This window comes from Spirochaetota bacterium, assembly GCA_030154445.1.
Lineage (GTDB): Bacteria > Spirochaetota > Brevinematia > Brevinematales > Brevinemataceae > Brevinema_A.
On sequence record JAGUQW010000006.1, the window covers coordinates 57,394 to 81,810 of the forward strand.

Annotated in this window: 21 protein-coding genes; 11 read left to right on the forward strand and 10 right to left on the reverse strand. The window is 28.5% G+C overall.

The window, feature by feature from the left end:
• The first annotated feature begins 51 nt into the window (after positions 1-51).
• The 3 genes from KFW21_03530 (at position 52) to bamA (ending at position 8,825) form a co-directional block, all read left to right on the forward strand.
• On the forward strand, positions 52-1,926 hold the full coding sequence (locus KFW21_03530) for a tetratricopeptide repeat protein (GenBank protein MDK2818504.1): 1,875 nt from the start codon (positions 52-54) through the stop codon (positions 1,924-1,926).
• A gap of 108 nt (positions 1,927-2,034) precedes the next feature.
• Positions 2,035-6,246 carry a hypothetical protein gene (locus tag KFW21_03535; protein ID MDK2818505.1) on the forward strand — a complete coding sequence of 1,404 codons (4,212 nt, stop codon included), beginning with the start codon at positions 2,035-2,037 and terminating at the stop codon, positions 6,244-6,246.
• A 140-nt stretch (positions 6,247-6,386) separates the two neighbouring features.
• On the forward strand, positions 6,387-8,825 hold the full coding sequence (bamA, locus tag KFW21_03540; GenBank protein MDK2818506.1) for an outer membrane protein assembly factor BamA: 2,439 nt from the start codon (positions 6,387-6,389) through the stop codon (positions 8,823-8,825).
• A gap of 68 nt (positions 8,826-8,893) precedes the next feature.
• On the opposite strand, the gene KFW21_03545 is transcribed toward bamA, so the two are convergent.
• The 5 genes from KFW21_03545 to KFW21_03565 form a co-directional block, all read right to left on the reverse strand.
• Complete coding sequence (locus KFW21_03545; GenBank protein ID MDK2818507.1) at positions 8,894-9,226, reverse strand: hypothetical protein; 333 nt, start codon at positions 9,224-9,226, stop codon at positions 8,894-8,896.
• Between the two features lie 113 nt (positions 9,227-9,339).
• Positions 9,340-10,212: a flagellin gene (locus KFW21_03550; GenBank protein MDK2818508.1), complete on the reverse strand. Its 873-nt coding sequence runs from the start codon at positions 10,210-10,212 to the stop codon at positions 9,340-9,342.
• A gap of 100 nt (positions 10,213-10,312) precedes the next feature.
• Complete coding sequence (locus tag KFW21_03555) at positions 10,313-10,654, reverse strand: rod-binding protein (GenBank protein MDK2818509.1); 342 nt, start codon at positions 10,652-10,654, stop codon at positions 10,313-10,315.
• A 131-nt stretch (positions 10,655-10,785) separates the two neighbouring features.
• Complete coding sequence (locus tag KFW21_03560) at positions 10,786-11,286, reverse strand: hypothetical protein (GenBank protein ID MDK2818510.1); 501 nt, start codon at positions 11,284-11,286, stop codon at positions 10,786-10,788.
• Positions 11,287-11,306: 20 nt separating this feature from the next.
• Positions 11,307-11,654 (reverse strand): hypothetical protein, encoded by a 348-nt coding sequence (locus KFW21_03565; protein MDK2818511.1) that lies wholly within the window; start codon positions 11,652-11,654, stop codon positions 11,307-11,309.
• 126 nt (positions 11,655-11,780) lie between these two features.
• On the opposite strand from KFW21_03565, the gene KFW21_03570 reads away from it, so the two are divergent.
• Positions 11,781-12,155 (forward strand): hypothetical protein, encoded by a 375-nt coding sequence (locus KFW21_03570; protein ID MDK2818512.1) that lies wholly within the window; start codon positions 11,781-11,783, stop codon positions 12,153-12,155.
• 87 nt (positions 12,156-12,242) lie between these two features.
• Positions 12,243-12,680 carry a hypothetical protein gene (locus KFW21_03575; protein ID MDK2818513.1) on the forward strand — a complete coding sequence of 146 codons (438 nt, stop codon included), beginning with the start codon at positions 12,243-12,245 and terminating at the stop codon, positions 12,678-12,680.
• A gap of 54 nt (positions 12,681-12,734) precedes the next feature.
• Here KFW21_03575 and KFW21_03580 read toward each other — a convergent pair whose 3' ends face one another.
• Both KFW21_03580 and KFW21_03585 read right to left on the reverse strand, forming a co-directional pair.
• The gene (locus KFW21_03580; GenBank protein MDK2818514.1) at positions 12,735-13,376 is read right to left on the reverse strand and encodes a hypothetical protein; all 642 of its coding nucleotides are present in this window, start codon (positions 13,374-13,376) and stop codon (positions 12,735-12,737) included.
• Positions 13,377-13,378: 2 nt separating this feature from the next.
• On the reverse strand, positions 13,379-14,008 hold the full coding sequence (locus tag KFW21_03585) for a hypothetical protein (GenBank protein MDK2818515.1): 630 nt from the start codon (positions 14,006-14,008) through the stop codon (positions 13,379-13,381).
• Positions 14,009-14,172: 164 nt separating this feature from the next.
• Here KFW21_03585 and KFW21_03590 point away from each other — a divergent pair, with 164 nt between their 5' ends.
• From KFW21_03590 to KFW21_03610, 5 genes are read left to right on the forward strand one after another with little or no spacing between them, the layout of a single operon-like run.
• Positions 14,173-15,411 carry a 4Fe-4S dicluster domain-containing protein gene (locus KFW21_03590; GenBank protein ID MDK2818516.1) on the forward strand — a complete coding sequence of 413 codons (1,239 nt, stop codon included), beginning with the start codon at positions 14,173-14,175 and terminating at the stop codon, positions 15,409-15,411.
• Positions 15,404-17,017 carry an RnfABCDGE type electron transport complex subunit D gene (locus tag KFW21_03595; GenBank protein ID MDK2818517.1) on the forward strand — a complete coding sequence of 538 codons (1,614 nt, stop codon included), beginning with the start codon at positions 15,404-15,406 and terminating at the stop codon, positions 17,015-17,017. Before KFW21_03590 ends, KFW21_03595 begins: the two co-directional genes overlap by 8 nt.
• Before the next feature lies 1 nt (position 17,018).
• The gene (locus KFW21_03600; GenBank protein MDK2818518.1) at positions 17,019-17,639 is read left to right on the forward strand and encodes a hypothetical protein; all 621 of its coding nucleotides are present in this window, start codon (positions 17,019-17,021) and stop codon (positions 17,637-17,639) included.
• Entirely contained in the window at positions 17,636-18,172 is a 537-nt protein-coding gene (locus tag KFW21_03605) for a hypothetical protein (protein MDK2818519.1), read from the forward strand. The genes KFW21_03600 and KFW21_03605 overlap by 4 nt, the downstream gene beginning before the upstream one ends.
• 22 nt (positions 18,173-18,194) lie before the next feature.
• Positions 18,195-19,178: a MoxR family ATPase gene (locus tag KFW21_03610; protein MDK2818520.1), complete on the forward strand. Its 984-nt coding sequence runs from the start codon at positions 18,195-18,197 to the stop codon at positions 19,176-19,178.
• 82 nt (positions 19,179-19,260) lie between these two features.
• Here KFW21_03610 and KFW21_03615 read toward each other — a convergent pair whose 3' ends face one another.
• The 3 genes from KFW21_03615 to KFW21_03625 form a co-directional block, all read right to left on the reverse strand.
• A complete protein-coding gene (locus KFW21_03615; GenBank protein ID MDK2818521.1) occupies positions 19,261-20,919 on the reverse strand; it encodes an aryl-sulfate sulfotransferase in 1,659 nt (552 codons plus the stop codon).
• A 163-nt stretch (positions 20,920-21,082) separates the two neighbouring features.
• A complete protein-coding gene (locus tag KFW21_03620; GenBank protein MDK2818522.1) occupies positions 21,083-21,532 on the reverse strand; it encodes a hypothetical protein in 450 nt (149 codons plus the stop codon).
• Positions 21,533-21,609: 77 nt separating this feature from the next.
• On the reverse strand, positions 21,610-22,071 hold the full coding sequence (locus tag KFW21_03625; protein MDK2818523.1) for a hypothetical protein: 462 nt from the start codon (positions 22,069-22,071) through the stop codon (positions 21,610-21,612).
• A gap of 146 nt (positions 22,072-22,217) precedes the next feature.
• On the opposite strand from KFW21_03625, the gene glgB reads away from it, so the two are divergent.
• Entirely contained in the window at positions 22,218-24,362 is a 2,145-nt protein-coding gene (glgB, locus tag KFW21_03630; GenBank protein MDK2818524.1) for a 1,4-alpha-glucan branching protein GlgB, read from the forward strand.
• The last annotated feature ends 55 nt before the right edge of the window (positions 24,363-24,417 follow it).

Sequence of the window (24,417 nt, forward strand, 5' to 3'; positions counted from 1 at the left end):
ATTAATCAAGTAATTGAAGAAGCTATATAAAAATAATAGTAAGGATAAAAGATGAAAAAAATTATATTTATTTTATTAGTGTTTGTAGCATCTTTGAATCATGCACAATTAACTATCAAATCTAATGAAGTTGAAACTTTCTATACGCAAGCAATTGATGCTCGTTTTTCAGGAGATTTTTCAAAATCAAGACATATATTAGAAAATCTCAAAGAAAATAATTTTACTAATGAATATGTAATGAGTTTATTAATAGAAGTTTATAGCGAATATGTTGCAGATTTAATTCAACGACAAGATACCAATTTATTAAAAACAGCTTACCCAGGTATCAGAGACAATATTGCTAAAATATGGGATCTGTTTCCAGATTCTTCCACTATCCAAGACAATAGCTTGAAAATAGCATGGATGGTAGGTGATAAAGAAATGGGGATGGTGATGTCTGACCTCGTTTTAAAACAAGATATTTCCAATCTAATGGCTAATTACTTTGCAGGCTTATATCGTTTTACTGCTTCAACATATGCTCATTCAATTGCTTATTTCAAAAGAGCTGCTTATGCTCCGTTGGAACAGGGGAAGGAACAATTTTCCTTTCAAAGCAGAGTATATTTAGGTGATATTTATTTGGAACAACAATCAAAAGTAAAAGCTTTAGAATATTATCACAAAGCTTTGGAGCTGACTTCTACTCCTGAATTAATAGCGAAATTGGCAGTTTTGGAAACATATCGTATGAATTATGTTGACGCTATTTCTTTTTTTCAAAATATTCCTGTAGCTATTATGACCCCAGAATTATTCAATACCTATATTCTAGCATTGTGGGAAGAGGGTTCTCCAGAATCAATAACTATAATGAATTATTTTTTATCTCAAAATAACATTAATCCCAAATTTGCTCAAGCTATTATTCAAATACAATTAGGAAGAACACAGCGTGCTTTGCGTCTTTTGGATGAAGATAAATTTGTTAAAAAAGAGCTACCACTGAATTATAATCTTATCAAATTAGCGTGGCTAAAACGAGTAGGACAAACAGAAGAACAATATCAAGTGAAAGCAAATATTGGTAAAGCAGCTTATGATGCTAACAAATACTCTTTAGCAAAAGAATATTTACTACCACTTTCTCGTAAATTTGATACAAATGGAGATATAGCTTATATTTTAGCAAGAATATCTAGAGAAAATATCAACAGTAAACAAACAATTAAATATTATGAAGAATCATTATCTAAAAATAAAACCTTATATACATATTCGGAACTAATAGAAGAAAATCTTTTATTGAAAAATTTTGATAGAGTAACGACTCTCATGCAAGAAGTTCAACAAAATGTTACAATAGATACAAATTGGTTGCTTTTTATGGATGCCTATATAGATTTTATGAAAGAAGATTATACTTCTGCAGAACAAAAAACTATAACAATGTCAAAAATTTTATCTCAAAATAATTTAGTAAATAATTTGTTAGCAAGTATTTACAACAAACAAGAAAAATATGATGAGATGGAAGAATTGTTAACAAATCAACTAAAGTATGATCCTTCTGATATTATTACTAAAAACCATCTTGCATATCATTATGCTACGGTAAATAAAAATACAGATCAAGCTTTACAATTAGCCTTAGCTGTTGTGGAAGAGAAACCTGAAGAGCTTGTATACCTAGATACTTTAGCGTGGGTTTATACAATAAAAAATGATTTGAAATCAGCACAACAAATTTTTTCTACTATAGAGAAAAAATTAAATCCTGAAGATTCTTCACCAAGTATTTTAGATATATATATTCATTTAGGATATTTTTATAGAAAAATAGAAAATTTACAAAAATCAGAATTATATTTTGACAAAGCATTTAAAATAAACAAAGAAGATAAGTATCTTAATAAAATATATAATAAAAATTTATAAATAGATACGAGATTTTAATGGTTAACATATTTCATTTTTGGATGCACTTTGAAAAGATCTAGAAAAGAATTTTTCCCGCGATTAATTTTCAGCTTGTTTTTTGTCTATATGATACTTCTAGGTTTTTTTAATATTCTTATTGTTTTGAATAAAAATTCTATAGAAGTATTTGTGGCGGATTTATTAGAAGCAGAAAAAGTTTCTATAGGTAGTGTGTCAAATTTGCCTTTAGTTTTTATTAGTGGCGCAGAATTTGAAATCAAAGTTAACGATGAGCTTTCTTTAAGAGTAGAAGGAATATATATTCATTATCGTTTTTTTAAAATTTTTACTCGAAATTTTGAAGAAATTCTTAAAGAAGTTCAAATAGAAAATATTGTTGTTAGAGGACATAAATTTGATATTCAAGATTATCAAAAAAAGTTACAAACAAAATTTGCTGAAAAAGCTAAAAATACTACTCCTGTTAACACACAAGAGTTATTAGAACAATTACAATTTGAAGTCAATATCAAAAATATTTCTTTTACCCTTAATGTTATGACGCAATTTTGGTATAAACTTGATGTTAAAGGAATGAATCTTGCTATGAAGAGTGGAGAAGTATCGTGGAAAGCTCTTGTTAATGTTAATGGACAGTGGAGTAATACACTCTTATTGGCAGATACACAACTAACTACGGAAGGAATGTTTAATGATTTACAATCGTTAACTGGTTTTGCAAATATTAATATCAAACATTTAAATCTTGGTGGCTTACCAATTATTCGATCTAATGTAATTATAAATAGTATCTTTTCTAATAGTGTTCCTACTTTTACTCTTAATGATCTTTATAAAACAAATGATATTGTATTAATCAATAAAAAAGATTTCTTCTTTTCTTTGCACAGAACTTTTGATATTAAGTATGCTGATTTTGAAGAAAGTACTCTCTTAGATTATGTATTCAAACCAGGTACTTGGAATTTTAATTTTTCTGCAGAAAGAAAAAAAGAGTGGATATTCAATTTAAATTTCAGTTCACCTCAACATCCTAGTTATGGTTTGTCAGTATTTATTGATTCTGTGAAAAATCATAAATTATATGCGGCTATAGTGAATTTACAAACTCATTATTTTGGTTCTATAAAAGCCGATTTACTAATTCCTATTAGAAAAGGTTTGTATCCTTTACCTAGGGGGAAATTAGAATTAGATAATGTTCGTTTTATTTTGAGTGGATTGATTTTCTCAGGAAATGGCATAGCAGAGCTTGTCCCTAATAGAAATGAAATAGACTTGACTGCTTTTGATATCAAAATGAACGGCGGATTAATAGGTAATACAGCCGTAAAGTTTGAATTTACTCCAGAAGGGGTATTTAATATTCACCCCAAATATTTGGCTAATAATGCTTTAGAAGTGAGTGCCTCTATTAGTAGACAGACAGTCGTCAATTTAAAAATATTAGATGTAGATGGTGATTTTGTTGCACAAAATATTAAAATACCTATCTTTGGTATCAAAGATTCTCGATACAAGGGTTCTATCGATATGTTTAAAAAGGATAGACTTTCACCATTTTTTCTTAATGGATATATCAAAGGATTTTTAGATAATATAGAACAGATAGATGCTATTATTGCTATAGAAGATGAAAAAATAAATATTCCACGATTTCATATTATTAATCCTGATATTTTACTAGATGGTAATATTCTCGTTGCTGCTACTCGTTCCAATACAGTAGTTACTATTATGGCAAATGGTAGTTTTGATAGTAATGACAATATTCCTATAGAAATAGGCGTAAATATACAACAAAATAATGCTATTGTATCAGGATTAGTAGATAAACAAATTAAAATAAAAACAATAACAAAAGATTTGAATACTGATTTTACAGTATTATTTGATAAATATCCCTTAAACAAATTAGGTATAAATGGATTCTTAGATGCGTATTTAGTAATGGAATTTGATACGAGCTCTATTACTAGATTTTCTATACAAGAAGGAATGTGGACTATTAACAATAGAAAAATTACCTTAGATTTTGATTCGCGACAAAACACTAATACAGGTTTGTTAGATACAAGTTATTTAACAATAGGTTTGGACAAAGATAATATGGATGCATATGGATACTTTTCTTTCTTAGATTCTATCTTTTCAGGGGCATTTCGTTTTGATAGAGGGGGTAGTTTTCAATTTCAATTAGGACGCTATGTAATTAAATCACAGATAAATATTAAAGATTTGATAGTAGAGAATATGTTGGATTTTGATATTTTTGATAGAATATCTTTTTTAAAAACAGAAGAAACAGAAACAGTCCTACTTGATTTAGACACTACTATTGAGGGTGTATGGTCAGATTTGTTATATAAAGGTTCTGTTAATATAGAAGGAGAATATAGTGATGCTTTTCGTGTTGCAATAGCTAACTTTGTTGTATCGAATACAGGAGTATCATTGACTGATTTCAGATTAAGACATTCTCGTATGAATTTGGATTCAGATGTATCTTTAAATTATCAGAATGATAACCTGAGTTCACATTTAACAGGTTCAATAACTCTAGATAATATTTTAAAAACTGATTTTGAATTTGATTATGCAGTGCTATCAAATCAAGGTCAGTTGAATTATAACATTCCGAATCTCTATTTTTTATCTAAAAAACCAATGCAGTTAAGTGGTCAGATATTTCATGATACAAAAGAGTTTTTATTAATTTCTGATAATATACACAAAGGTTTGATGGGTATAGTAATTACTGATAACAAAAAGCCATCATGGGATATTTCTTTTATCAGTGATAGTATGAAATTTGTTAGTGAAGGAGCTTTGATACAAAATAATATACAAGCCACACTAAACTGGGATGTTCTTCTAAACAAATTAACCTTAAGCGGTGATGTACGTAAAGTGAAAGGTGATATAGGACTGTATACGACTATTAGTGGAGCTTTAAATAATCCAATAGTTAATGGTGAATTAGTAGGTGAAGATATTAATATCACTTTAAAATCTTTACGCAATACATTAAAGATCACTAACAAACAAATAATGTATATTTCAAACAATCAGATTAACATTCCAGATATTACTATTAATGCAACAGGTGGGGGTACTTTTGGTTTGGATGGGTTTATTTCTATTCAAAATCAAACAATAGGAACAACAGATATTCGTTTTTATAGTAAAGAAGTTAATGCTAGAGATAAAATATCCTTTTTAAATTGGAATTTAGAAGTACCCTATCTTTTTATAAAAGGAAAAACATATATTAATAATATTAATTTAAGTGGTACTATTGATGATTTAGATTTAGTTGCAGATATTAGTACTGAAAATTTGAATTTGGGCTTAGAGTTACAAGATACTTTAAAAACAACAAGTTCAGTACCAGAAAAAAATCCATTACTAGGTTTAGTAAGCATATTAAACCTAGATATTAATATTGATTTAAAGAATAAATCCCGATTTCTAAATCAATTGTTTGATCTAGAATTTGAACAACAAAATCCAATTACTGTTGAAGGTAATATTGGTGATGGTACCGTTGTGTTTACAGGTGATTTTAATATTGAAAAAGGTAGGGTATCGTATTTAAGTACTGATTTAAATGTTAGTTCAGGAGTGATGCAGTTCTCTGGAGATCAAGGAGATCCTTTCCCTTATATTTCATTAAATACAGAAACCCATCGAAATTCAAAAAATGAATTGATAGATATTTTTGTTAGTTTTTCAGGAAAATTACCTGATTTTGAATTATCTCAAATTTCTTCAGCTCCTGCCAAATCAAGATCTGAATTATTAAATTTATTAGGCTTTGGTAGTATTGAAGATTCTAGAACATCATCATCATCATCTGCTCAAGACTTGATTGCTAGCGGAGTTGAAGTAGCTGAAAACGCTTTATTTACAACGCCTTTAGCACGGCGTATTCAACGCTTGATACCTATAGATACTTTTCAAATAAAAACAGATGTATTAGGGAATCTTACTCGTTCTGTAAATAATGGCTCAGGAAACGCTGTAACAGGATTAAGTATTCTTCATGGTTCAGAGCTAGAGATGGGTCAATATTTACCAAGAATTGCAGGTTTACAATTCAAATATAATTTGAAATTAGAATCTCCAGATAACTCTAGTTTAGATTCTGGTAGTTTAAATCAAATACATAAAGCAGGTCTTGAATGGTCTAGTATATTACCTTATAATTGGCAAGGTGGGGTTGGAGTTAGTGTATTAGGCGAAGTAAAACCAAGTGCTCAAAATTCTTTTGAACCAGGAATCATATTGGAAGGTTCTCTCAAAAAAAGATTTTGATACTTATCATATAAATGCTACGCTTGATTTATTTTAATAAAAATAGTATACTAACTTATTAAACTATTGCTCATATTTATTGCTCTAATAATATGTATTATATTTTAGTTTCAATTATAAATATAATTTGGAGTTACCCATTGAAATTTTTTATAAGATTTTTTTTAGTTATAAGTTGTTTCGTCACACCTTATATATACTCACAAGATATATCAAAAATTATAGCAGAAATTAAGTTCCAAGGACTTAAATCAACAAGTGAAAGCGATGTTCTAAATGCTATTCAATTACGACCTGGAGATATATTCACTGCAGAAAAATTAAACTTTGCACTAAAAGATTTATATGCTATGCAGCGATTTCAAACAGCAAGAGTTGAGGTAAATAACACAAAATTTGGTGCAGTAATAACTTTTATTGTATCTGAAGAATCATTAATAGATAAGATTATATTTGAAGGTGTATCTCGTTTTAAATCAGGAAAATTAAAAGATGAAATCGATCTTAAAGAAGGAATGGCTTTTAGGGAAGCTGCAGTTCGAGCTGCTGTCTATACTTTGAAGCGATACTTTGAAAAAGAAGGTAATTTAGAAGCAGAAGTTACCTATCGTTTAGCGCCTATCAAACAATTACCTGGACAATATGATTTAATTTTTGAAGTTGCAGAAGGTCCGAAAATTGTTGTTCAAGATATTATTTTCACAGGAAATGAATCTTTTAAAGCAAATAAACTTCAAGGAATTATGAAAACTAAAAAGAAACTTTGGATTTTCCGTAGTGGTGTGCTTAAAGAAGATGAATTTGCTTTAGACAAAGATATTATCCAAGCTTTTTATCAAGAAAATGGTTTTATGGATATGACTATTTCTAATTTTTCTTGGAATACTGAAGATATTGCTGTAACTAATAAACAAGGTGAAATCACTAAAAAAACACGTGGTATTGTCCTAAGAATTGATATTAAAGAAGGTTTACCGTACGCTGTTGGTGATTTTTCTTTTGAAAATAACACTATTTTTTCAGATAAAGAATTATTTCAGTATATAACTCTTAAAAAAGGTGATACCTATAATAAAACTTTAGTAGAACAAACAAGAGCTTTAATTTATAAAAAATATGCAGATAGAGGCTATCTATTTGCAAATATATCTGCTATTCAAGAAAAAAGAACTGCTAATATTATTGATACAGTTTTTGTTATATATGAAGGATCTAGAGCACATATAGAAAATATAAATGTTCGTGGTAATACAAAAACACTACCAAGTGTTATTAAAAGATATATCCAAATTAAAGAAGGTGAACTATATATTAATAACAAACTTGAGCAAAGTTATAATAGACTTATGCAAACACAATTCTTTTCAGATGTTCGAGTAGAACCATCTCCAGGAAGTGCAGATGGTTTAGTTAATGTAGACTTTGTTGTTACAGAACAACAAACAGGTATGATAGAATTTCTTGTTGGTTATGGAACTGTTAGTGGATTTAGTGGTGGTATTAAATTATCAGAAAAAAATATGTTTGGACGTGGATTACAGATTTCTATACGTGGAGAATACGGTGAAAATAGACAATTAGGTGAGATAACATTTACAGAACCATCTATTTTTAATTCTCCTTTTTCCATAAGTTTTATAGTTGGTGTTTTTAACAATCAATATGTAGATATGCCTACAGATGAAAATCGAGATGGAATTATTGATGGAACAGATTTTGATTATGTCTTAGATGCTGATGGTGTACTAAATAGTTACGAGTCTGATAATAAGTATACAAGATTGAGCTTTCGTATTGGTTTGGCAGTTGGTATTCAGTTTGCTGTTTATTGGAATGCTAATGTTGGTTATGAGATTAATATCTTTAAAGACTATCAAGCGACTTTCTCCACACCTCTAAAGTATGATGGTATTTGGCAAATAGATGATAATTTAATTGATTCACTTGCAGATGGAGAAAATAGTTGGACATTACAAACTAGTATTTATACAACATTACGATTTAATAATACTGATGGTGGTTTATGGCCTACCAAAGGTATTAATACAGCTGTATTTGCATCCTTTTCTGGAGGTATCCTAGGTGGAGATATTCATTTTATTAACTTAACATATAGTTTTGACTATTATATCAAACCATTTTGGGAATTAACAGTAGCTTTTCATTATGATATGGGATTTTTATTTCCTCAAATAGGACAAAAATTTTCTTTTAGAGATGCTAATTTAATGAATTTTGATGGTGTTTATAAAATGCGTGGTTGGTTAAATTACTTAACTAAAGGTGAAGGATCTTCTTATTTCTCTATTGAAACTCGTATACCTATTTGGAGTTTTATAGGAGCTGTTGCATTCTGGGATTATGGAGCTATTTTTGCTAACTGGGAAGACTTTTCTTGGAGAAGACCTAATTATATTATGAGTTTTGGACTTGGTTTGGCTATTAATTTACCAGTATTACCGATACGGCTTTATGCAGCTCGTCCTGTAGAATGGAGAGGTACTTCGTTCCAACTTGCAAATAATCCAAATTTTTGGGAAGGATGGGAATTTGTTTTCTCAATTCAAGGTTTATTTTAATAAAAAAAATAGTTACAACATAAAAAAAACAGTCTATTAAGACTGTTTTTTTTATGTTGTAAAAATCACTAATTTAGATATAAAGAAAAAGAATTTTGTCCATTTTCTTCGTTTATTGTTAGTTTGTTACCATTAATATGAAACTCTGCTTTTGTATAAACACCTATGTTATGTTCCATATAATAAGCAGTATTTTGATCTATAACTTCATTTATTTTGAGAGGAATAGAACCACCGATAAATACGAATTCTTTTCCATCATTAGAAAACCTACCTCTTTCATTAATAAAAGCTTCTGTATCATAAGCAATTTTACCTTTTACTTGATTTAAAAAATGTTCTTTTGGGACACTGGAACAAGAAGTTGAAAAAACACTCAATAAGATTAATAATTTTATCATAATATACTCCTTATACAAATAAATTAAACATATCATGACAAATATTCAAATTTATTTATAAATCAAAAAAACTCCTAATCGAAATTAGGAGTTTTTTTGATTTATAAATAATATTATCTTAAAAGTTGTAAAACCATTTGTGACTGTTGGTTAGCTTGTGCTAACATAGCATTTGCAGCTTGCATCATGACTTGGTTTCTAGCGTGTACGCTGGATTCTTTAGCCATATTAGTATCACGAATTCGTGATTCTGCACTTTGAAGATTTTCGTATCCAACTTGGATAGAACGAGTTGCAGATTCTAGTCTATTTTGGTAAGCACCTAAATCAGCTCTTTGTGAGTTAACAGTGCGTAATGCTTGATCGACAAGACCAATAGTAGCGTTAGCAGAGTTTTGTGTACTTAAAGAAATGAAAGAAGCAGTTGCTGGATTTCCAATAGGTGATTTTAATCCAAGAGCTTGAGAATTCATGTTTCCAATATTAAGTTGAACTCTTTCATCCATGTTTGCACCCATATGAATCCACATAGACGCAGTTGCTGGTTTTTCAGCAGTTGCTTTTTCAAATGTTCCAGTAAGCATTCTCATTCCATTGAATTGAGCTTGTGATGAAATACGATCTAATTCTGCAATCATTTGAGAAACTTCAACTTGGATATATTCTCTATCTTCATCTGTATAGATACCGTTAGAAGATTGGATAGATAGTTCACGAATACGTTGTAAAATTTGTGTTGATTCAGCAAGATATCCTTCAGTAGTTTGGATAAAAGAAATACCATCTTGAGTATTCATATTAGCACGGTTCAAACCTTTGATTTGAGCACGCATTTTTTCAGAAACAGCTAATCCAGAAGCATCATCACCAGCTCTGTTAATTCTCATACCAGAAGATAATTTTTCCATAGTTTTACTATTAGCAAGACCTTGAACTTCCATTTGACGATTTCCAAAAATCGCAGATATATTATTATTAATAACCATAACATCCTCCATGATGTGTTTTATTACATGCATCCTTGCATATAATGAATTATCGGATCAATTCTAAAAAAAATTAGCTTTGTGTAGTATTTTTATTTTTTTATTTATATGTATATAAAGATCTCTCTTGTAATTGTGGATTTAAGGAGTTTTCTATCATTTTTGCGAGACCAAATCCACCGATTTTTGAAGTGTTTTTTGCATATTCTGTATAAAGCATATCATCAAAAATTTCTTTTCCTGGGGATTCTTTTTCAGTGGTACTTTTGTTATTAATTGTTTTTCTCATTTCTTTAAACATCATTTCTATAAATAATGATTCGAATTCTTGAGATACCTCTTTGATTTTTTTATCATCTAGGGCTTTATTTTTTAATTGTGCGAACTCATGTGTTTGATTTCTGTTCATTGATGATGTGGCTTGTTGATTTATAATTTGCATAATTTCCTCGCTTTCCATAAAGAAATTTATATGAATATATAAAATATACTGTACTGTTTATATTTTCGGATTTTTTAGAAAATTAATGAGCTTTTTTAGACAATTAATGTGTAAAACACAAAAAAATAGTATTATAGTCGAGTAGAGAATGGGAGAGTTGTAGTTAGTTGTTCAGCATCTTTAGTATTATTTGCATATTCAGAAGAAAATATTAGATTGGTATTATTATCAAATTTTATTTTTAGATATCTGTTTTTTTTGATGAGTGATCCTGAATTTTCTATATTTGGACTCATAATTTCAAATATTGCGGAACAAATATCGTTTTGTAGAACATATTGAAATTGTATTATAACTCGAGATACCCCTGTATAAATATCCATTTGTCCATAATTATCAATGTTAAAGATATCCATTGTACTAAATAAAGGATTGGGGATGTTAACAAAATAATTATCTGGAGTATTTAATAAATCAGCTCCTGATGGATTAAGTTGGTATTGACCAAAAACAAAAGATAAATAAACTTCATTTCTTATATTAACAGGATTCGTATCAACACTACACGCTGTAATAATAATATTTATAATGACAGATAGGCTGACAATAACAATTTTTTTATATTTTTTCATTTTTGTACTCTATTATTTATTTATGATATTTTTTTTGCAAAAGGTATCATATTCTCAAAAGATATATTATGAGATGATTTATTAGGAGTATTATAATATAAAATAATATTATCTAATTTAATTGGAACATAATATTTAGTTCCATTACTTTTTTTAGTATAAATAGCTTCTGTGTCCGAAATGCCTTGATAAAAAAACATTTGAGTTTCTGGTGTTCCAGCCATGCTTCCTGTGCTATCAATAGAGAATTGTATAGACGGATCAGATAATAGTTCATAAGTTCCTCTGGCTTTTTGTCTAAAAAGATAAGTAATATCTTGGCAAGAGCTAAATATAGATAATACTAATAATACTAATAATTTTTTCATTTCCCCCCCTTTGATATAATATAAAAATACTCTTATAATAATATAATGTCTAATTTTATTTTATTTTTTCAATAAAAATTTATATCTTATTTTTATAAGATATAAATTTTTTGAGGAGAAATATTTATGAAGATGATAAAAATATATTATACTATTAGTGTATTCTTTATATTATTAATTATTACCTCTTCTTGCTCTATCTCAGCCGGAAAAGACTTTATTAATAATATAATGGGAACTTATGAAAGTTATAGAACAGCAGGGGTGATAAATATAGTGGATAGTGAGGGAAATATCTCTGAAAACAGTACAATAGTTTATCGTTTGTACCATGTTTTTACGGTCAATAAAGCCATCTATTGTGTTATTGATTCTACATATGGGGTAGGATATGTTCCTGTTTTTTATCAAACAGATATGTTGTATATTGGTAATAGTAGTGAAAATTATGAAGGTGTTAATTTTTCTACAGTTTCTTTATTTGGAATGAAAATCAATTAATTTTTATTTAATATCATAAGATTACTAGTAATAAAATTGATAAATATTTTCTATTGTTTTATACTATAATCTTTAAGGATGTTTTCTATGAAAAATATAATTTGGAAATTATTTAATATATTAATAGTTTTTATTGGCTTTACTTACTGTTCACCAAATTTAGATGAAAAAAGTTTTCTACGAGATATTTCAGGTACATATACATTAAGTAAAACAGGGGTATCTTTTATCACAAGAGAACTTACAGGATATGTTACAGAATCTGTAACAGAAGGAACAGAGTTAGAAATGAGAGGTGATGGTTCACTAAGTATAATATTTTCTCCTACATCATCTCAAAAAATAGCTCAATTTATCAAATTGAAGTTAGAAAAGCAAGGATTGTATGAATTAGAAAATAAAAAAACTTATGTAGCTATGGGAAAAAAAGAATTGTTACTAATAGCAACTACTAATAGTGAAATCAGTGAAAATAATGTTCGTTTCGAACATCTTGTACCTATAGCTATTGAAAAACCTCAATGACAATCAATAAAAAAACACCTTATTAGAAGGTGTTTTTTTATTGATTGTTATAAATTATAATTCATGAAAACGTAGTAGTTCTATAGAATGAGGCATAATATATTTGGCTCTTTTAATAGCATGTGCATAAAAATAAGATAATTCATGTCGACGAGAGTTAGAAATATTTTTACCTTGAAGAAATTCTATAGGGTGTGTAAGGGCATCAAAAATAAATCGTTTACTTTGTTTTTGTAATTTTTCTTGTTCTGGAATATCTAACCAAGATTCTCCATTCAAAAATTTAGCTAAAAAAAATAGTAAATATTTTTCATCTAAACTTGCATCAAATAGTGTGAAAGCAGTATATAAATCTGAATAATAAGGAAACAAATCGCCTTCCATAACTAACATATCTAAAATTTCTAAAGTAAAAAAAGCAAAGCCCATAGGTTTGAGATCTTCTCTAATATTATCCATGGCAAAAATAATTTTAGAATCACTTAATAGATAGCGATCGTTTTTTTTATTATTGGTAATAAGACCTTCTATAAAAGATCCAGATAATAATAAGGCTCTTCTTTTTCCTGTTTCTAAAGCAGTACCATAAGATGTTAATGTGATTTTGCCAAATTCAGAATCAAGAAAATTTAAAATTAAATGTCCATCACCAAATCCTTTTTTAGATAAAATAATCCCTTCACAAAGTCTTTGCATTATTACAATTCTTCATCCAATAATTTTTGTTGATCTTCACCATGAAGAAGCTCTTCAAGAGGAGCACCAGGATATATTTTTTCGATGAGTTGTATTTTTTTATCTTTGTCAGATTCCATAATACCAAAAGATCCGCTACCTAAATAAGCAAGATATCTATTAGTTATGAGTTTTTCTTTGACTGAAGTTGTTACTTTTTTATATACACAATCAAAATGTGCTAAACTATCATGATCATAATCATGTAAAGCATACATGATCTCTTTGATAGGTTTACTACAAATAGGACATGTCTGGGTTAGATCTATTTTGACGATGGTAGCAGGTTCTATGATAGGATCTATAAAATCATCTGTGTCTATAGTATTTTTTTTAGTAGTAGTGGTAGTTAATACTTTTATTATTTTACTCTGTTTTACAAGAGATGTCATTAATAATTCTTCAGGATCAACGGCGTCTAAAATAGTCATAAGATCAGATTTGGTAATGGGTATACTAATATCACGAGAGGTTTTTTCAATATCCCATTTAAGGTTACTTTGTTCTTTTTTATGAGATTTGTTTTTATGTTTTTTTTTCTGAAAATATGTTTTTTGAGATATTTGTTCTTTTTGTTGAGTTTTATTTTCCATAAATTCCTCATAGTGTATTTTTTTAATTATACTACATAATAGATGCTTTTGTAAATGAATTATGTTTTTTTTATTAATTTAATGAGATCTGTTTGAATATATTGACTTTTTTATGTAATATGATATAATAATAATAGGTGTTCTACAGGAATATAGAGGTAATAATGAAGTTAGTTTCTCAAGATCGGTGTAAAAATAAATCTATTCAAAATGATATTATTCATGATTTTTATTTTATGGCTATTGATGGAGAGCTTCATGTTACTATAGGAGATATTGTATCTGAAGGTCAGGTATTGATTTCTAATTCTAAAAAACATCTTTTAACACATAGTCCTGTATGTGGTATAATAAAAGATATACAGTATCATCATCAACAAAAGTATCTTGTTTTAAAAACAGATAAAACATGCAAACCCAAAGTATATAATACGTCTTCTCCTGTAGGATTACCAGCAGATATTCTTATCAATAGAATATATAATGCTGGAATTAATGGATTGGAAGTATGGGATAATAAGTATTCTATTAATGAAAAATTAATTGAAGCTTGTGCTAAAGGTCAAATAGATACTGTTGTTATTAACGCTATTGATGGAGAACCATTTTTAGTCGGAGAAAGTGTCCTCTTGTTAGAAAAAACTAGAGAAATAATGCAAGCTGCTCATCAACTAAGATTAATACTCAATGCTAAAAATGTAGTTTTTGCAATATCTAAAAACAAACAACTGAAAGAAACTATAGAACAATTTATTTTTGATAACACCAAAACAGTAGTAGAATTAAACAGTTTTTATCCTTTAAATCATAATAAAATACTGATTAAAGAACTTTTCAACAAAGAATTAAATGATAGTCAGTTATGTTCTGATGCTGGCGTAGTAGTATTTACTCCTACTATATTTTATGCTATATATGAAGCCTTATTTTATGAAAAGCCCGTAACTGATAGAGTTATCACAGTAGATGGAGCGTATAGTTTAGCTTATGGTGTGTTTCGTATAAAAATAGGGACACCTATTTCAAAATTTATGCGTCCTTTTTCATTAGAAAATTCCTATGTGATGTTTTCTGGGGGTCCTCTTCAAGGACAGTCATTAGAAAAAGAAAAAGCGCTTGTGAAGAATATGAATGCCATCATGATTTTTGAGGGTGCTATTACTATCCCAGAAGAACAATATTGTGTGCATTGTACTGCTTGTGTAGAAGTTTGTCCTATTAGACTTGAGCCAATAAAATTAGTAGATTTTATTAATAATAAAGAATATGATAGGGCTTATGATAATTATTTACAAGAATGTATTAATTGTAATTTATGTAGCTATGTTTGTCCATCATTTATTCCATTAGGAAAAATTATAAAAGAGGGACAAATAATAAATAAGGATAGTTTTAATGCTTAAAGTTTTTGATAAAGTAGTATCCGAAGCTCCATTTTTACATGACACAGTAACAACAGAAAATCAACAAAAAAAACATCTCTTTATTTTAAATATTATATTATTTTGTTCGCTATTCTTTTTTGGCTATAGTGTTCTAAAACAATTATTAATTGCTTACATTGCTGGGTATTGTATAGTATGGTTTTATCAATTTTTTGATAAAAATCTATTTTTTAATACTTTATTATGGCAGATATCTATACTTAATTATGTTCTTATTATATCTCCTCAGACATCTATATACGCTAATATTATAGGTGTTGCAGCTATGATGATATTTGGTATAGGTGTATTATCAGTAAATGGTAGACCTATTGTTACCCCTGTTTTATTAGGTGTATTAGTAGGATCTATTCAACAATATACTACTGAGCCAACTTTTACCCTTCCTTATCTTATTTTTATGGTACAAAAAGCTAATACAATACTTGGTAATTCTTCTTTTTTAACAGCACTAATCGATGCAAATCATATTATTGCTCAAGTACCTGAAAAAACCTTTTTATATAGTAATAGTATCTCAGCTTATACAGAATTAATAACAAATTATATAGATATTTTTGTTCAAAATCCTAAAGATTTATTTTATATAATGATAGCCCCTTACTCTTTTAATATAAGTGTTGGATCTATATTTGTTGTTTTGTTAGCATATATTATGTTGTCATTTAGTAAAATTATAGATCCTATCATTCCAATATTATATAGTTTTGTTTTTTTATTGATTTATTATTTACAATTAATTGGAAATCCTGATGCGATAAAAATTTTACTACAAGGATTTGTATTTAATATTTCATTATGGTTTTCTTCTGTTTTTATTATTGCTAATAATATTCCTATTAATAACAAAAAAGGACGATATATTGCTACAATTATCACAGCTGTGATAGCGTCAATGATGTTTTATAAATCTTATTATATTATTAATCATATTTTTGCAGTAATAATAATAAATATTAGTGCAGCGTTGATAGAAATTATTTGTAAAAAACCTGTTTTTGGAATATCAAAAAAAGTTAGTGATGTACCAGAGAAATTGAGATTCACAATATCAACAAAATATATTACAAGAATTATTATTGGTATAACAATGATCTGGAGTGTTTTTTTTACTTTGAGTTTATTTCCTAATAATATTTTTGAACAAAGAGAGAGTGAATATTTTCTAAATGTGGTAGGAGATTTTTTCCCTACATATCGTGTTCAAAAAAGTAACTTTACAAATATATTTAAAGTAGAAGATATTCAAGGTGAAACATCCTACATTATTAATAGTGATTCTAGTCTATATAGAACATATATCAATATATTACTGTTGGTAAAAGACGATATTATTAAAGATGTAAAGATAGTCAAACTAGTTACAGCTCATTCTTATTATATTGATAGTCAATTCAGAGAATTATTGATAGATCAAAATATTAATAATATGACAGAAATTTTAGATGAAAATAAAATTAAACAATATAGTAATAAAAACCCTTTTGTCAGTTATAGAGTTGTAGATGCTTTTAGAAAAGGCTCTAAAATTTATAGTGAGTTTATTAAGAATAAAAGAGAGTAATATGAAACAACACATTTCTCATGGTCCATTAGTTAGATTTTGCTTGCATCCTTTAATTTTTACAATGAATAGTGCCTACCAAGGCGTTATTGCTGGAATAGGAATTTTAATTTTATATCCTTTTTTATCAATGGTTATTGATTTATTAAAAAAAAGAATACAAACGATAGATGCTTTTTATATTACTTCTTTTTTGGGAGTATGTAGTGGTACATTGTATGTGCTATTGGTGGGTATGGTAGATTGGAGATTATACAAAGAATTAGCCTTTGTTTTTCCTGCATCAATGACAGCTACTTCAATGTTAATAGGTTGGTTAGAAGATCATGAACATGAGAGAGAATCTACTCCTTTTATCGAAGCATTTATATCAGCGATCTTGGTGGTTCTTTTTTCTTGTATTAGAGATTTAATGTTACATGGATCATTGAATTTTAAATTTGGTTCTTTTGGTGAAATTTACAATTTTGGTGGCGATTCTGTTTTTGAAAATATTATAAATAATAAAAAATATTCTTGGTTTTCAGTAATTAATATAAGAGCAATGATCTTTTTTATTATAGCTATACTTATTGGAATAATGGGACTTGCTCCTTCAAACAAAGGAGAAAAAATACAATGAGTTTCTTAAGTATTTTCTTTTCAGGAATTTTTTTTGAAAATATATTTGTTTGGCATGCTATTGGATTGGGTACAATTGTATTATTTACTTATACTTTAAGTGAATCTTTTTGGGTTGGTTTAAGGATAATTCTTTTTTTATTGATGCAAACTATTATTATGATTATTTTAAAACCTTGGTTCATATTTCCTGGAAAAGAACTGTTCTTATTAATTGTACTAATAGGATTCGAAGTGATATTTAGTGTTATAATCGGTTTTTTATTACCAAAGTCTCGTCTAGAAGAATCTGTTATAGGATTTATTCGTAGAGGAGATGCTATCTTACCTTTAATTTGTTCGGTGATTATAGGGAAAAATTTTGGAGCTATGGATAGTATTGTTTATTCGTTAGGTCTGGGTATAGGATTTATGCTGGTACTATGTACTATTACAGCTATTAGTATTAATTTTAATTTTTATAGATTAAATGCCAAGCATACCTATGCTTTGAAATTATTTATTTTAGGTCTTTTATCAATGATTAGTTATTAAAAAAACACTAGGAGGAATAATTATGGATACAGATATTCGTCGTATTACAGAATTAGCAGTACAAAAAAAAGAAATACTTACTCAAATTGAACTGGAATATGAAAAAATTATCGTAGGTCAAAAATTAGTTTATAAATATTTGATGATGGGTTTATTGACTGGCGGGCATATTCTTATTGAGGGATTGCCAGGATTAGCAAAAACATTATCTATCAGTACTCTTGCAAAAATTTTAGATCTGGATTTTAATAGAATTCAATTTACTCCTGATATGCTTCCTGCTGATATTCGTGGAACATTGATTTATAATCAAGGTTCTGGAAATTTTGAAGTAAAACAAGGACCAGTATTTACAAATTTTGTTTTAGCAGATGAAATAAATCGTGCTCCAGCAAAAGTTCAAGCAGCTTTATTAGAAGCTATGCAAGAAAAAACAATTACTATTGGTGATAATACTTATAGATTACCAGATCCATTTTTAGTAATGGCTACTCAAAATCCTATAGAACAAGAGGGAACTTATCCTCTTCCTGAAGCTCAAATGGATCGTTTTTTATTAAAAGTAATTGCTCATTATCCGACAAGAGCTGAGGAAAAAAGAATTATTTCTCGTATGGGAGGTATGATTATTCCAGAACCGAAAAAAATTGTTTCCAAAGAACAAGTGCTTGATCTACAAAATTTTGTAAAACAAATTTATGCTGATGAAAAAATCATGGAATATATTGTGAATCTTGTCTATGCTACTCGTGATCCAGAAGGTGTACAAATAAAATCAGAATATATTCGTGCTGGAGCTTCACCAAGAGCATCTTTGGCATTTCTTAAAGCGGCTAAAGCGGAAGCATTTTTTGATGGAAGAGCATATGTCATTCCAGAAGATATTAAAAGTGTTGCTCATGAAGTGTTGAGACATAGATTGTTGATTTCTTTTGAAGCTGAAGCTGAAGGATTAACTTCAGATAGTCTTATTGATCAAATTCTACAAAGAGTAGAGATTCCTTAAACAACTATACAAATTATATATGATATACAAAAACCCCCAAAATTTTTTTTTTGGGGGTTTTGTTTGATATTTATTATTAAATTTAATCAATAGATTTATAAACGCTTGGATAAATAGAATTATAATCTGATCTGTATAAAACTACTCCATTTTGCATAAGTCTAGATGTTGGACAAGCAATAGGTAATGCTACATCACTTTCTCCAGTACCACGAGCTGTAAGATTTAATCTCATATCAAAAATAACTTTATTATTTGCATCGATTTCTATATAAGGAAAAGGAGCTATTGTTCCAAAAGTTCCTATATAAGAATTAAATGGAGTTTTGTCTATATCAGAAACAATTTGTGAATATACTAAAGTACCATCTTGGTTTGTATGCCTATATTCCCAATCTAATGTTGCAGTTTTTGTTTCGTCATTGACAGAGAATACTAACAGACGAGAGCCTTCAGCTGGATAATTACCATCATCACCAGAGTTATCAAATACCATAAATTGATTGTTTGAAAGAAAAGAGATACTGTGAGTATGATCTGGACCATTTATTCCTTTTAGAATATATTTTGCTAATAATGGAATATTATAAACATAATCCATGGTATCAGGAAGATTGTAAAATAAACGATTCGTAAAAGGTATAGTATAATCTTTTCTGATAAAAATCCATTTTAGTGTTTCAGTGTTATAATCAAAGGCAAAAATACCATGTTGACGGAAAGATAAATAAATAGTATCAGTTTGTTCATCAAAATCTATAGCGTTAATATGAGCCCAATCAATAGCATTTTGTTTTTTAGGCATTCCAGGATATCTAATTCCTGAGGCGTATTCATCAAAAGGATTATCTTCTGAGTCAAAAATAAAATTTTCTAATCCTGTATTATCTTTAGGATCATTATTAACAGTTTTTCTAATCCAATCACCAATTCGTATTTCTTTGACGATAGTACCTTTGGAGTCAACTTCTAATATCGCATCTTCAACACCATATTGAGATTTATCAAGAATAATTATATTTCCATTATCTCTATAAAAGAAATCGTGATGATATCTTTTGTCCGCTTCTTTTACATTATAGACAGGCTCTTTTGGTCCTTTTACAATATTAACTAGCTTGCCTAGCATATTGTATGTAAGCACTTCTGGAGCGACAGTATTTAGTATAGAAAATTGAACTTCGTTATTACTAGTATTGAATTTCATGGCGTGTAGTTCATTAGTACTAGAAAGATACCATCTAATTTTGCCATAATTATCTGTAGCAAAAAGATCTTTTAAACTAGATACAGGATTAAAAAAATTTAGAAAATTTTTGCGTTCTTCGTTAATAGGTCTATTATTGACTAAAACTTCTATAGATGTAATATACTCTGATGCTCGATTAGTAATAACTATTTGAATAGTTTTGGATAAAGCGGGAGTTGAAATAATAATAGTATTAGTGTATTCAAAATACATCCCTAAAATTGGAAAAGTAGTATTAGTAGCATTTTTCCAAGTATAAGATAAATCAGAATCTTCACCATCTTGTCCTTTTACAGTAATAGTTAAATCTGTATTAGGAGCTTGAATATGTAATTCTGCAGAAAGGGGAGTAATAAGGTAAGGATTTATTTTGAGAAAATTATTAGATTTAATAATTGTAGAATTATCGGGAACTTGTTCCAGTGTTATTTGTGAATTATTACTACAAGAGATTGTAATAAAGAATACAGAGCTAAGTAATATTTTTTTCATTTGTGTACTCCTAATATATTTATAATTGAATATATTTGTATACACTAATTATAGATTATAGTAGTGAGAAATTCAATAAAAATTCTGGATATTATTGAAAATACAATATAAAAAAGCACATACAAATTTGTATGTGCTTTTTTTATTACCATTTAAAAAATTATTATTTTTCTAATAATTGTGTAAAAAGTTCTTCAATATCATTGAGTGCTTCTTGTTTATCAAGAATAATTACTTTTTGAAGAAGTTTTTGTGCTATGTATGCTTCATCAGAATGATCTTTTAATACTTCCATGGTGAAAGGCAACAATGCTTTGTTATTTTCAGCTAAAATTTGATCTTGAATTGCTAAAACTCTAGTAGTAGCATCTTTTTCCAAATTCAAGAATTTTTGTACGATAGCAGTGATCGTCATATCTCCAGGAACTTCACCGTGCTTATCTAATTCTTTAGCATATTTGAAAGCATGGTGGCAATCTTCTTGAGCTTGTGTTAAAAAATATTCTGCAGCTTTTTCATAACCTGCTTTTTGAGCTTTGATTGCTAAATCAATAAAACATTTTACAGCTTCCATTTCTTTCAAGACTTCATCTTTGATTAATTGTAGTGCCATTGTAATCTCCTAATAATAAACTTTATATAGTTTATTATAGATGATTTTGGTATGTGATGCAATAGATTAATTGTTATTTAGGTATTATCGTTACTCTGTTCATCTTCAAATAGAGTTTCTATATCAGATATGGAATCAGCAGAAAATAAAATACTGATTTTTTGGAGTAGTTTTTTAGCTTTATAACAATCTTCAGAATGTTTGGACATCATATCTGAGATGAAAGGATAAATACTACGAAGATCTTTTTTTTGAGCTTCTTTGTACATATCACTAATTCTTTCTATAGCACCGTATTCGAGCTCATAGAAAGCTTTAGTAATTTCTACAATATTTTTATTATCATCCAATTCTTCATTGTATTTATCCAATTCTCTTGCATATAAAAATGCATGTTCACAATCTTCTTGTGCTTCCGTAATGAAAAATTTTGCAGCTTTTGTATAACCACATTTTTGAGCTGAAATAGCGAGTTCGACAAAGCATTTTGTAGATTCAATTTCTTTCTCAATTTCTTTTTTTATAGATTCTAATGGCATATCTTAGCCCTCCTTTGTAACAATCTATTTTGAATATAATCAATAATTCATAAAATTTCAAATAAAAATAAAAATAAAAATAAAAATATTTGTCATAGAATAAAAAAATGATTATATATAAATTAGATAACTATTGTGAGGTTCGTATGTTGTTGAATGAATTATGGAAAGAAATTCGATCAAATCCTTTCTCAGTGCTAGGTATACAAAAAATAGAAAAGAGATATTATATTAGAATACTACCTAATGATGCTGATTCTGTGAAAATTTGTAATAGAAATAATAATCAAGAAATAGTAGTACTTAAAAATAGAGATGGATTTTTTTATACAGAATTAGAGGACAAAATAGATTATATATTAAAATATAAAAAAGATGATTATGAATGGATAGAAAAAGATCCTTATTCTTTCCCTCCTGTGATTAGCGATTATGATTTATATTTGTTTTCTGAAGGAACTCATAGACGAGTTTGGGAAATACTAGGGGCTCATATAACAGACTGTCAAGGAATTACAGGAACAGTATTTGCTGTTTGGGCACCTAATGCTAAGAGTGTTCGTCTTATAGGAGAATTTAATAATTGGGATAAAAATAGATTTTATATGCGTACTCGTAATAGCACAGGTGTCTGGGAATTTTTTTTACCTGAGGTGGTACATTCTGTAAAATATAAATTTGCTGTTGAATCTATAAATGGATCTATTGTAGAAAAAAGTGATCCTTTTGCTTTTTGTACAGAATTGAGACCAAATACAGCTTCTATTACTTATCAATTACAAGATACATGGGGTGATCAAGAATGGGTACAATCACGGAGTAATCATATAAATCAAGCATTGAGTATTTATGAATGTCATTTGGATTCGTGGATAAGAGATGAAAAAAACAATTCTTTATCATATTGTGAAATTGTTATTCCTTTGGCGGAATATATTTTGGAACATGGATTTACTCATGTAGAATTAATAGGTATTTTAGAATATCCTTTTGATGGATCTTGGGGTTATCAAGTAACAGGTTATTATGCTCCGACAGCTCGTTATGGTTCTCCTAATGATTTTATGTGTTTTGTTGATTATCTACACAAATGTGGTATAGGTGTTATACTGGATTGGGTACCGGCACATTTTCCTAATGATGCCCATGGCTTGGGTAATTTTGATGGAACAGCATTATACGAACATGAAGATCCCAAATTAGGATGGCATAATGATTGGGGTACTTATATCTTTAATTATGGTCGTAGTGAAGTGAGTCAGTTTTTGATAGGAAGTGCTTTGTATTGGTTAGATGTTTTTCATATAGATGGTTTGAGAGTAGATGCAGTAGCGTCTATGTTATACTTGGATTACTCTCGTAAAGACGGGGAGTGGATTCCTAACAAATATGGATGTCGTGAAAATTTAGAAGCTATAAAATTTTTACAATCTCTTCATACGGAGATCGAGCGTTATTATCCTAATGTAATGACTATTGCAGAGGAGTCAACCTCTTATCCAAAAGTTACAGCGCCTATTTCTGAAGGAGGATTGGGTTTTACATACAAATGGAATATGGGATGGATGAATGATACTTTGAATTATTTTTCTATAGATCCTCTGTTTCGATCATGGCATCATCAAGAAATAACTTTTTCCTTAATGTATGCTTTTAATGAGCACTTTGTACTTCCCTTTTCTCACGATGAAGTGGTGCATGGAAAAGGAACTTTATTAGATCGAATGCCTGGTAATGATTGGGAAAAATTTGCAAATTTACGATTAATGTATAGTTATATGTGGGCATATCCTGGTAAAAAATTATTGTTTGCTGGTCAAGAATGGGCTCCATGGCAAGAATGGTGTGAATCTCAATCTATTGATTGGCATTTGAACAGTTATGCACTGCATACAGGAATGCGTTATTTGATAAAAGATCTCAATCATCTCTATAATACAGAATCTGCTCTTTATCAAATAGATAGTGATTCAAGTACTTTTCAATGGATAGATTGTGATAATACTGAATCTGGATTATTGATATGGGTGAGAGAAGATTATATAGGAAATAAAATATTGATTGTATTGAATTTGAATACTATTATTAAAGAACACTATAGGGTGGGAACTCCTGTATCAGGATCTTATAGAGAAATTTTTAATAGTGATAGCTCTCACTATGGTGGAGCAAATATATTGAATGATCAATATATATATACAGAAAAAATTTCATGGCAAGATCAAGAGAATTCTTTACTAATAAATATTGGCCCTTTATCTGCTGTCATGTTCAAGATTTCCCCATATTAATCTGTATATTTCAACAAGACCCCCCCCCTATATAAATAGGGGGGGGGTTAAATTT

What these genes read in the sequence shown, in the direction of transcription:
- KFW21_03530 (MDK2818504.1), top strand. Translation starts at nt 52, where the DNA reads ATGAAAAAAATTATATTTATTTTATTAGTGTTTGTAGCATCTTTGAAT.
- KFW21_03535 (MDK2818505.1), top strand. Translation starts at nt 2,035, where the DNA reads ATGATACTTCTAGGTTTTTTTAATATTCTTATTGTTTTGAATAAAAAT.
- KFW21_03545 (MDK2818507.1), bottom strand. Translation starts at nt 9,226, where the DNA reads ATGATAAAATTATTAATCTTATTGAGTGTTTTTTCAACTTCTTGTTCC.
- KFW21_03550 (MDK2818508.1), bottom strand. Translation starts at nt 10,212, where the DNA reads ATGGTTATTAATAATAATATATCTGCGATTTTTGGAAATCGTCAAATG.
- KFW21_03555 (MDK2818509.1), bottom strand. Translation starts at nt 10,654, where the DNA reads ATGCAAATTATAAATCAACAAGCCACATCATCAATGAACAGAAATCAA.
- KFW21_03560 (MDK2818510.1), bottom strand. Translation starts at nt 11,286, where the DNA reads ATGAAAAAATATAAAAAAATTGTTATTGTCAGCCTATCTGTCATTATA.
- KFW21_03565 (MDK2818511.1), bottom strand. Translation starts at nt 11,654, where the DNA reads ATGAAAAAATTATTAGTATTATTAGTATTATCTATATTTAGCTCTTGC.
- KFW21_03570 (MDK2818512.1), top strand. Translation starts at nt 11,781, where the DNA reads ATGAAGATGATAAAAATATATTATACTATTAGTGTATTCTTTATATTA.
- KFW21_03575 (MDK2818513.1), top strand. Translation starts at nt 12,243, where the DNA reads ATGAAAAATATAATTTGGAAATTATTTAATATATTAATAGTTTTTATT.
- KFW21_03580 (MDK2818514.1), bottom strand. Translation starts at nt 13,376, where the DNA reads ATGCAAAGACTTTGTGAAGGGATTATTTTATCTAAAAAAGGATTTGGT.
- KFW21_03585 (MDK2818515.1), bottom strand. Translation starts at nt 14,008, where the DNA reads ATGGAAAATAAAACTCAACAAAAAGAACAAATATCTCAAAAAACATAT.
- KFW21_03590 (MDK2818516.1), top strand. Translation starts at nt 14,173, where the DNA reads ATGAAGTTAGTTTCTCAAGATCGGTGTAAAAATAAATCTATTCAAAAT.
- KFW21_03595 (MDK2818517.1), top strand. Translation starts at nt 15,404, where the DNA reads ATGCTTAAAGTTTTTGATAAAGTAGTATCCGAAGCTCCATTTTTACAT.
- KFW21_03600 (MDK2818518.1), top strand. Translation starts at nt 17,019, where the DNA reads ATGAAACAACACATTTCTCATGGTCCATTAGTTAGATTTTGCTTGCAT.
- KFW21_03605 (MDK2818519.1), top strand. Translation starts at nt 17,636, where the DNA reads ATGAGTTTCTTAAGTATTTTCTTTTCAGGAATTTTTTTTGAAAATATA.
- KFW21_03610 (MDK2818520.1), top strand. Translation starts at nt 18,195, where the DNA reads ATGGATACAGATATTCGTCGTATTACAGAATTAGCAGTACAAAAAAAA.
- KFW21_03615 (MDK2818521.1), bottom strand. Translation starts at nt 20,919, where the DNA reads ATGAAAAAAATATTACTTAGCTCTGTATTCTTTATTACAATCTCTTGT.
- KFW21_03620 (MDK2818522.1), bottom strand. Translation starts at nt 21,532, where the DNA reads ATGGCACTACAATTAATCAAAGATGAAGTCTTGAAAGAAATGGAAGCT.
- KFW21_03625 (MDK2818523.1), bottom strand. Translation starts at nt 22,071, where the DNA reads ATGCCATTAGAATCTATAAAAAAAGAAATTGAGAAAGAAATTGAATCT.
- glgB (MDK2818524.1), top strand. Translation starts at nt 22,218, where the DNA reads ATGTTGTTGAATGAATTATGGAAAGAAATTCGATCAAATCCTTTCTCA.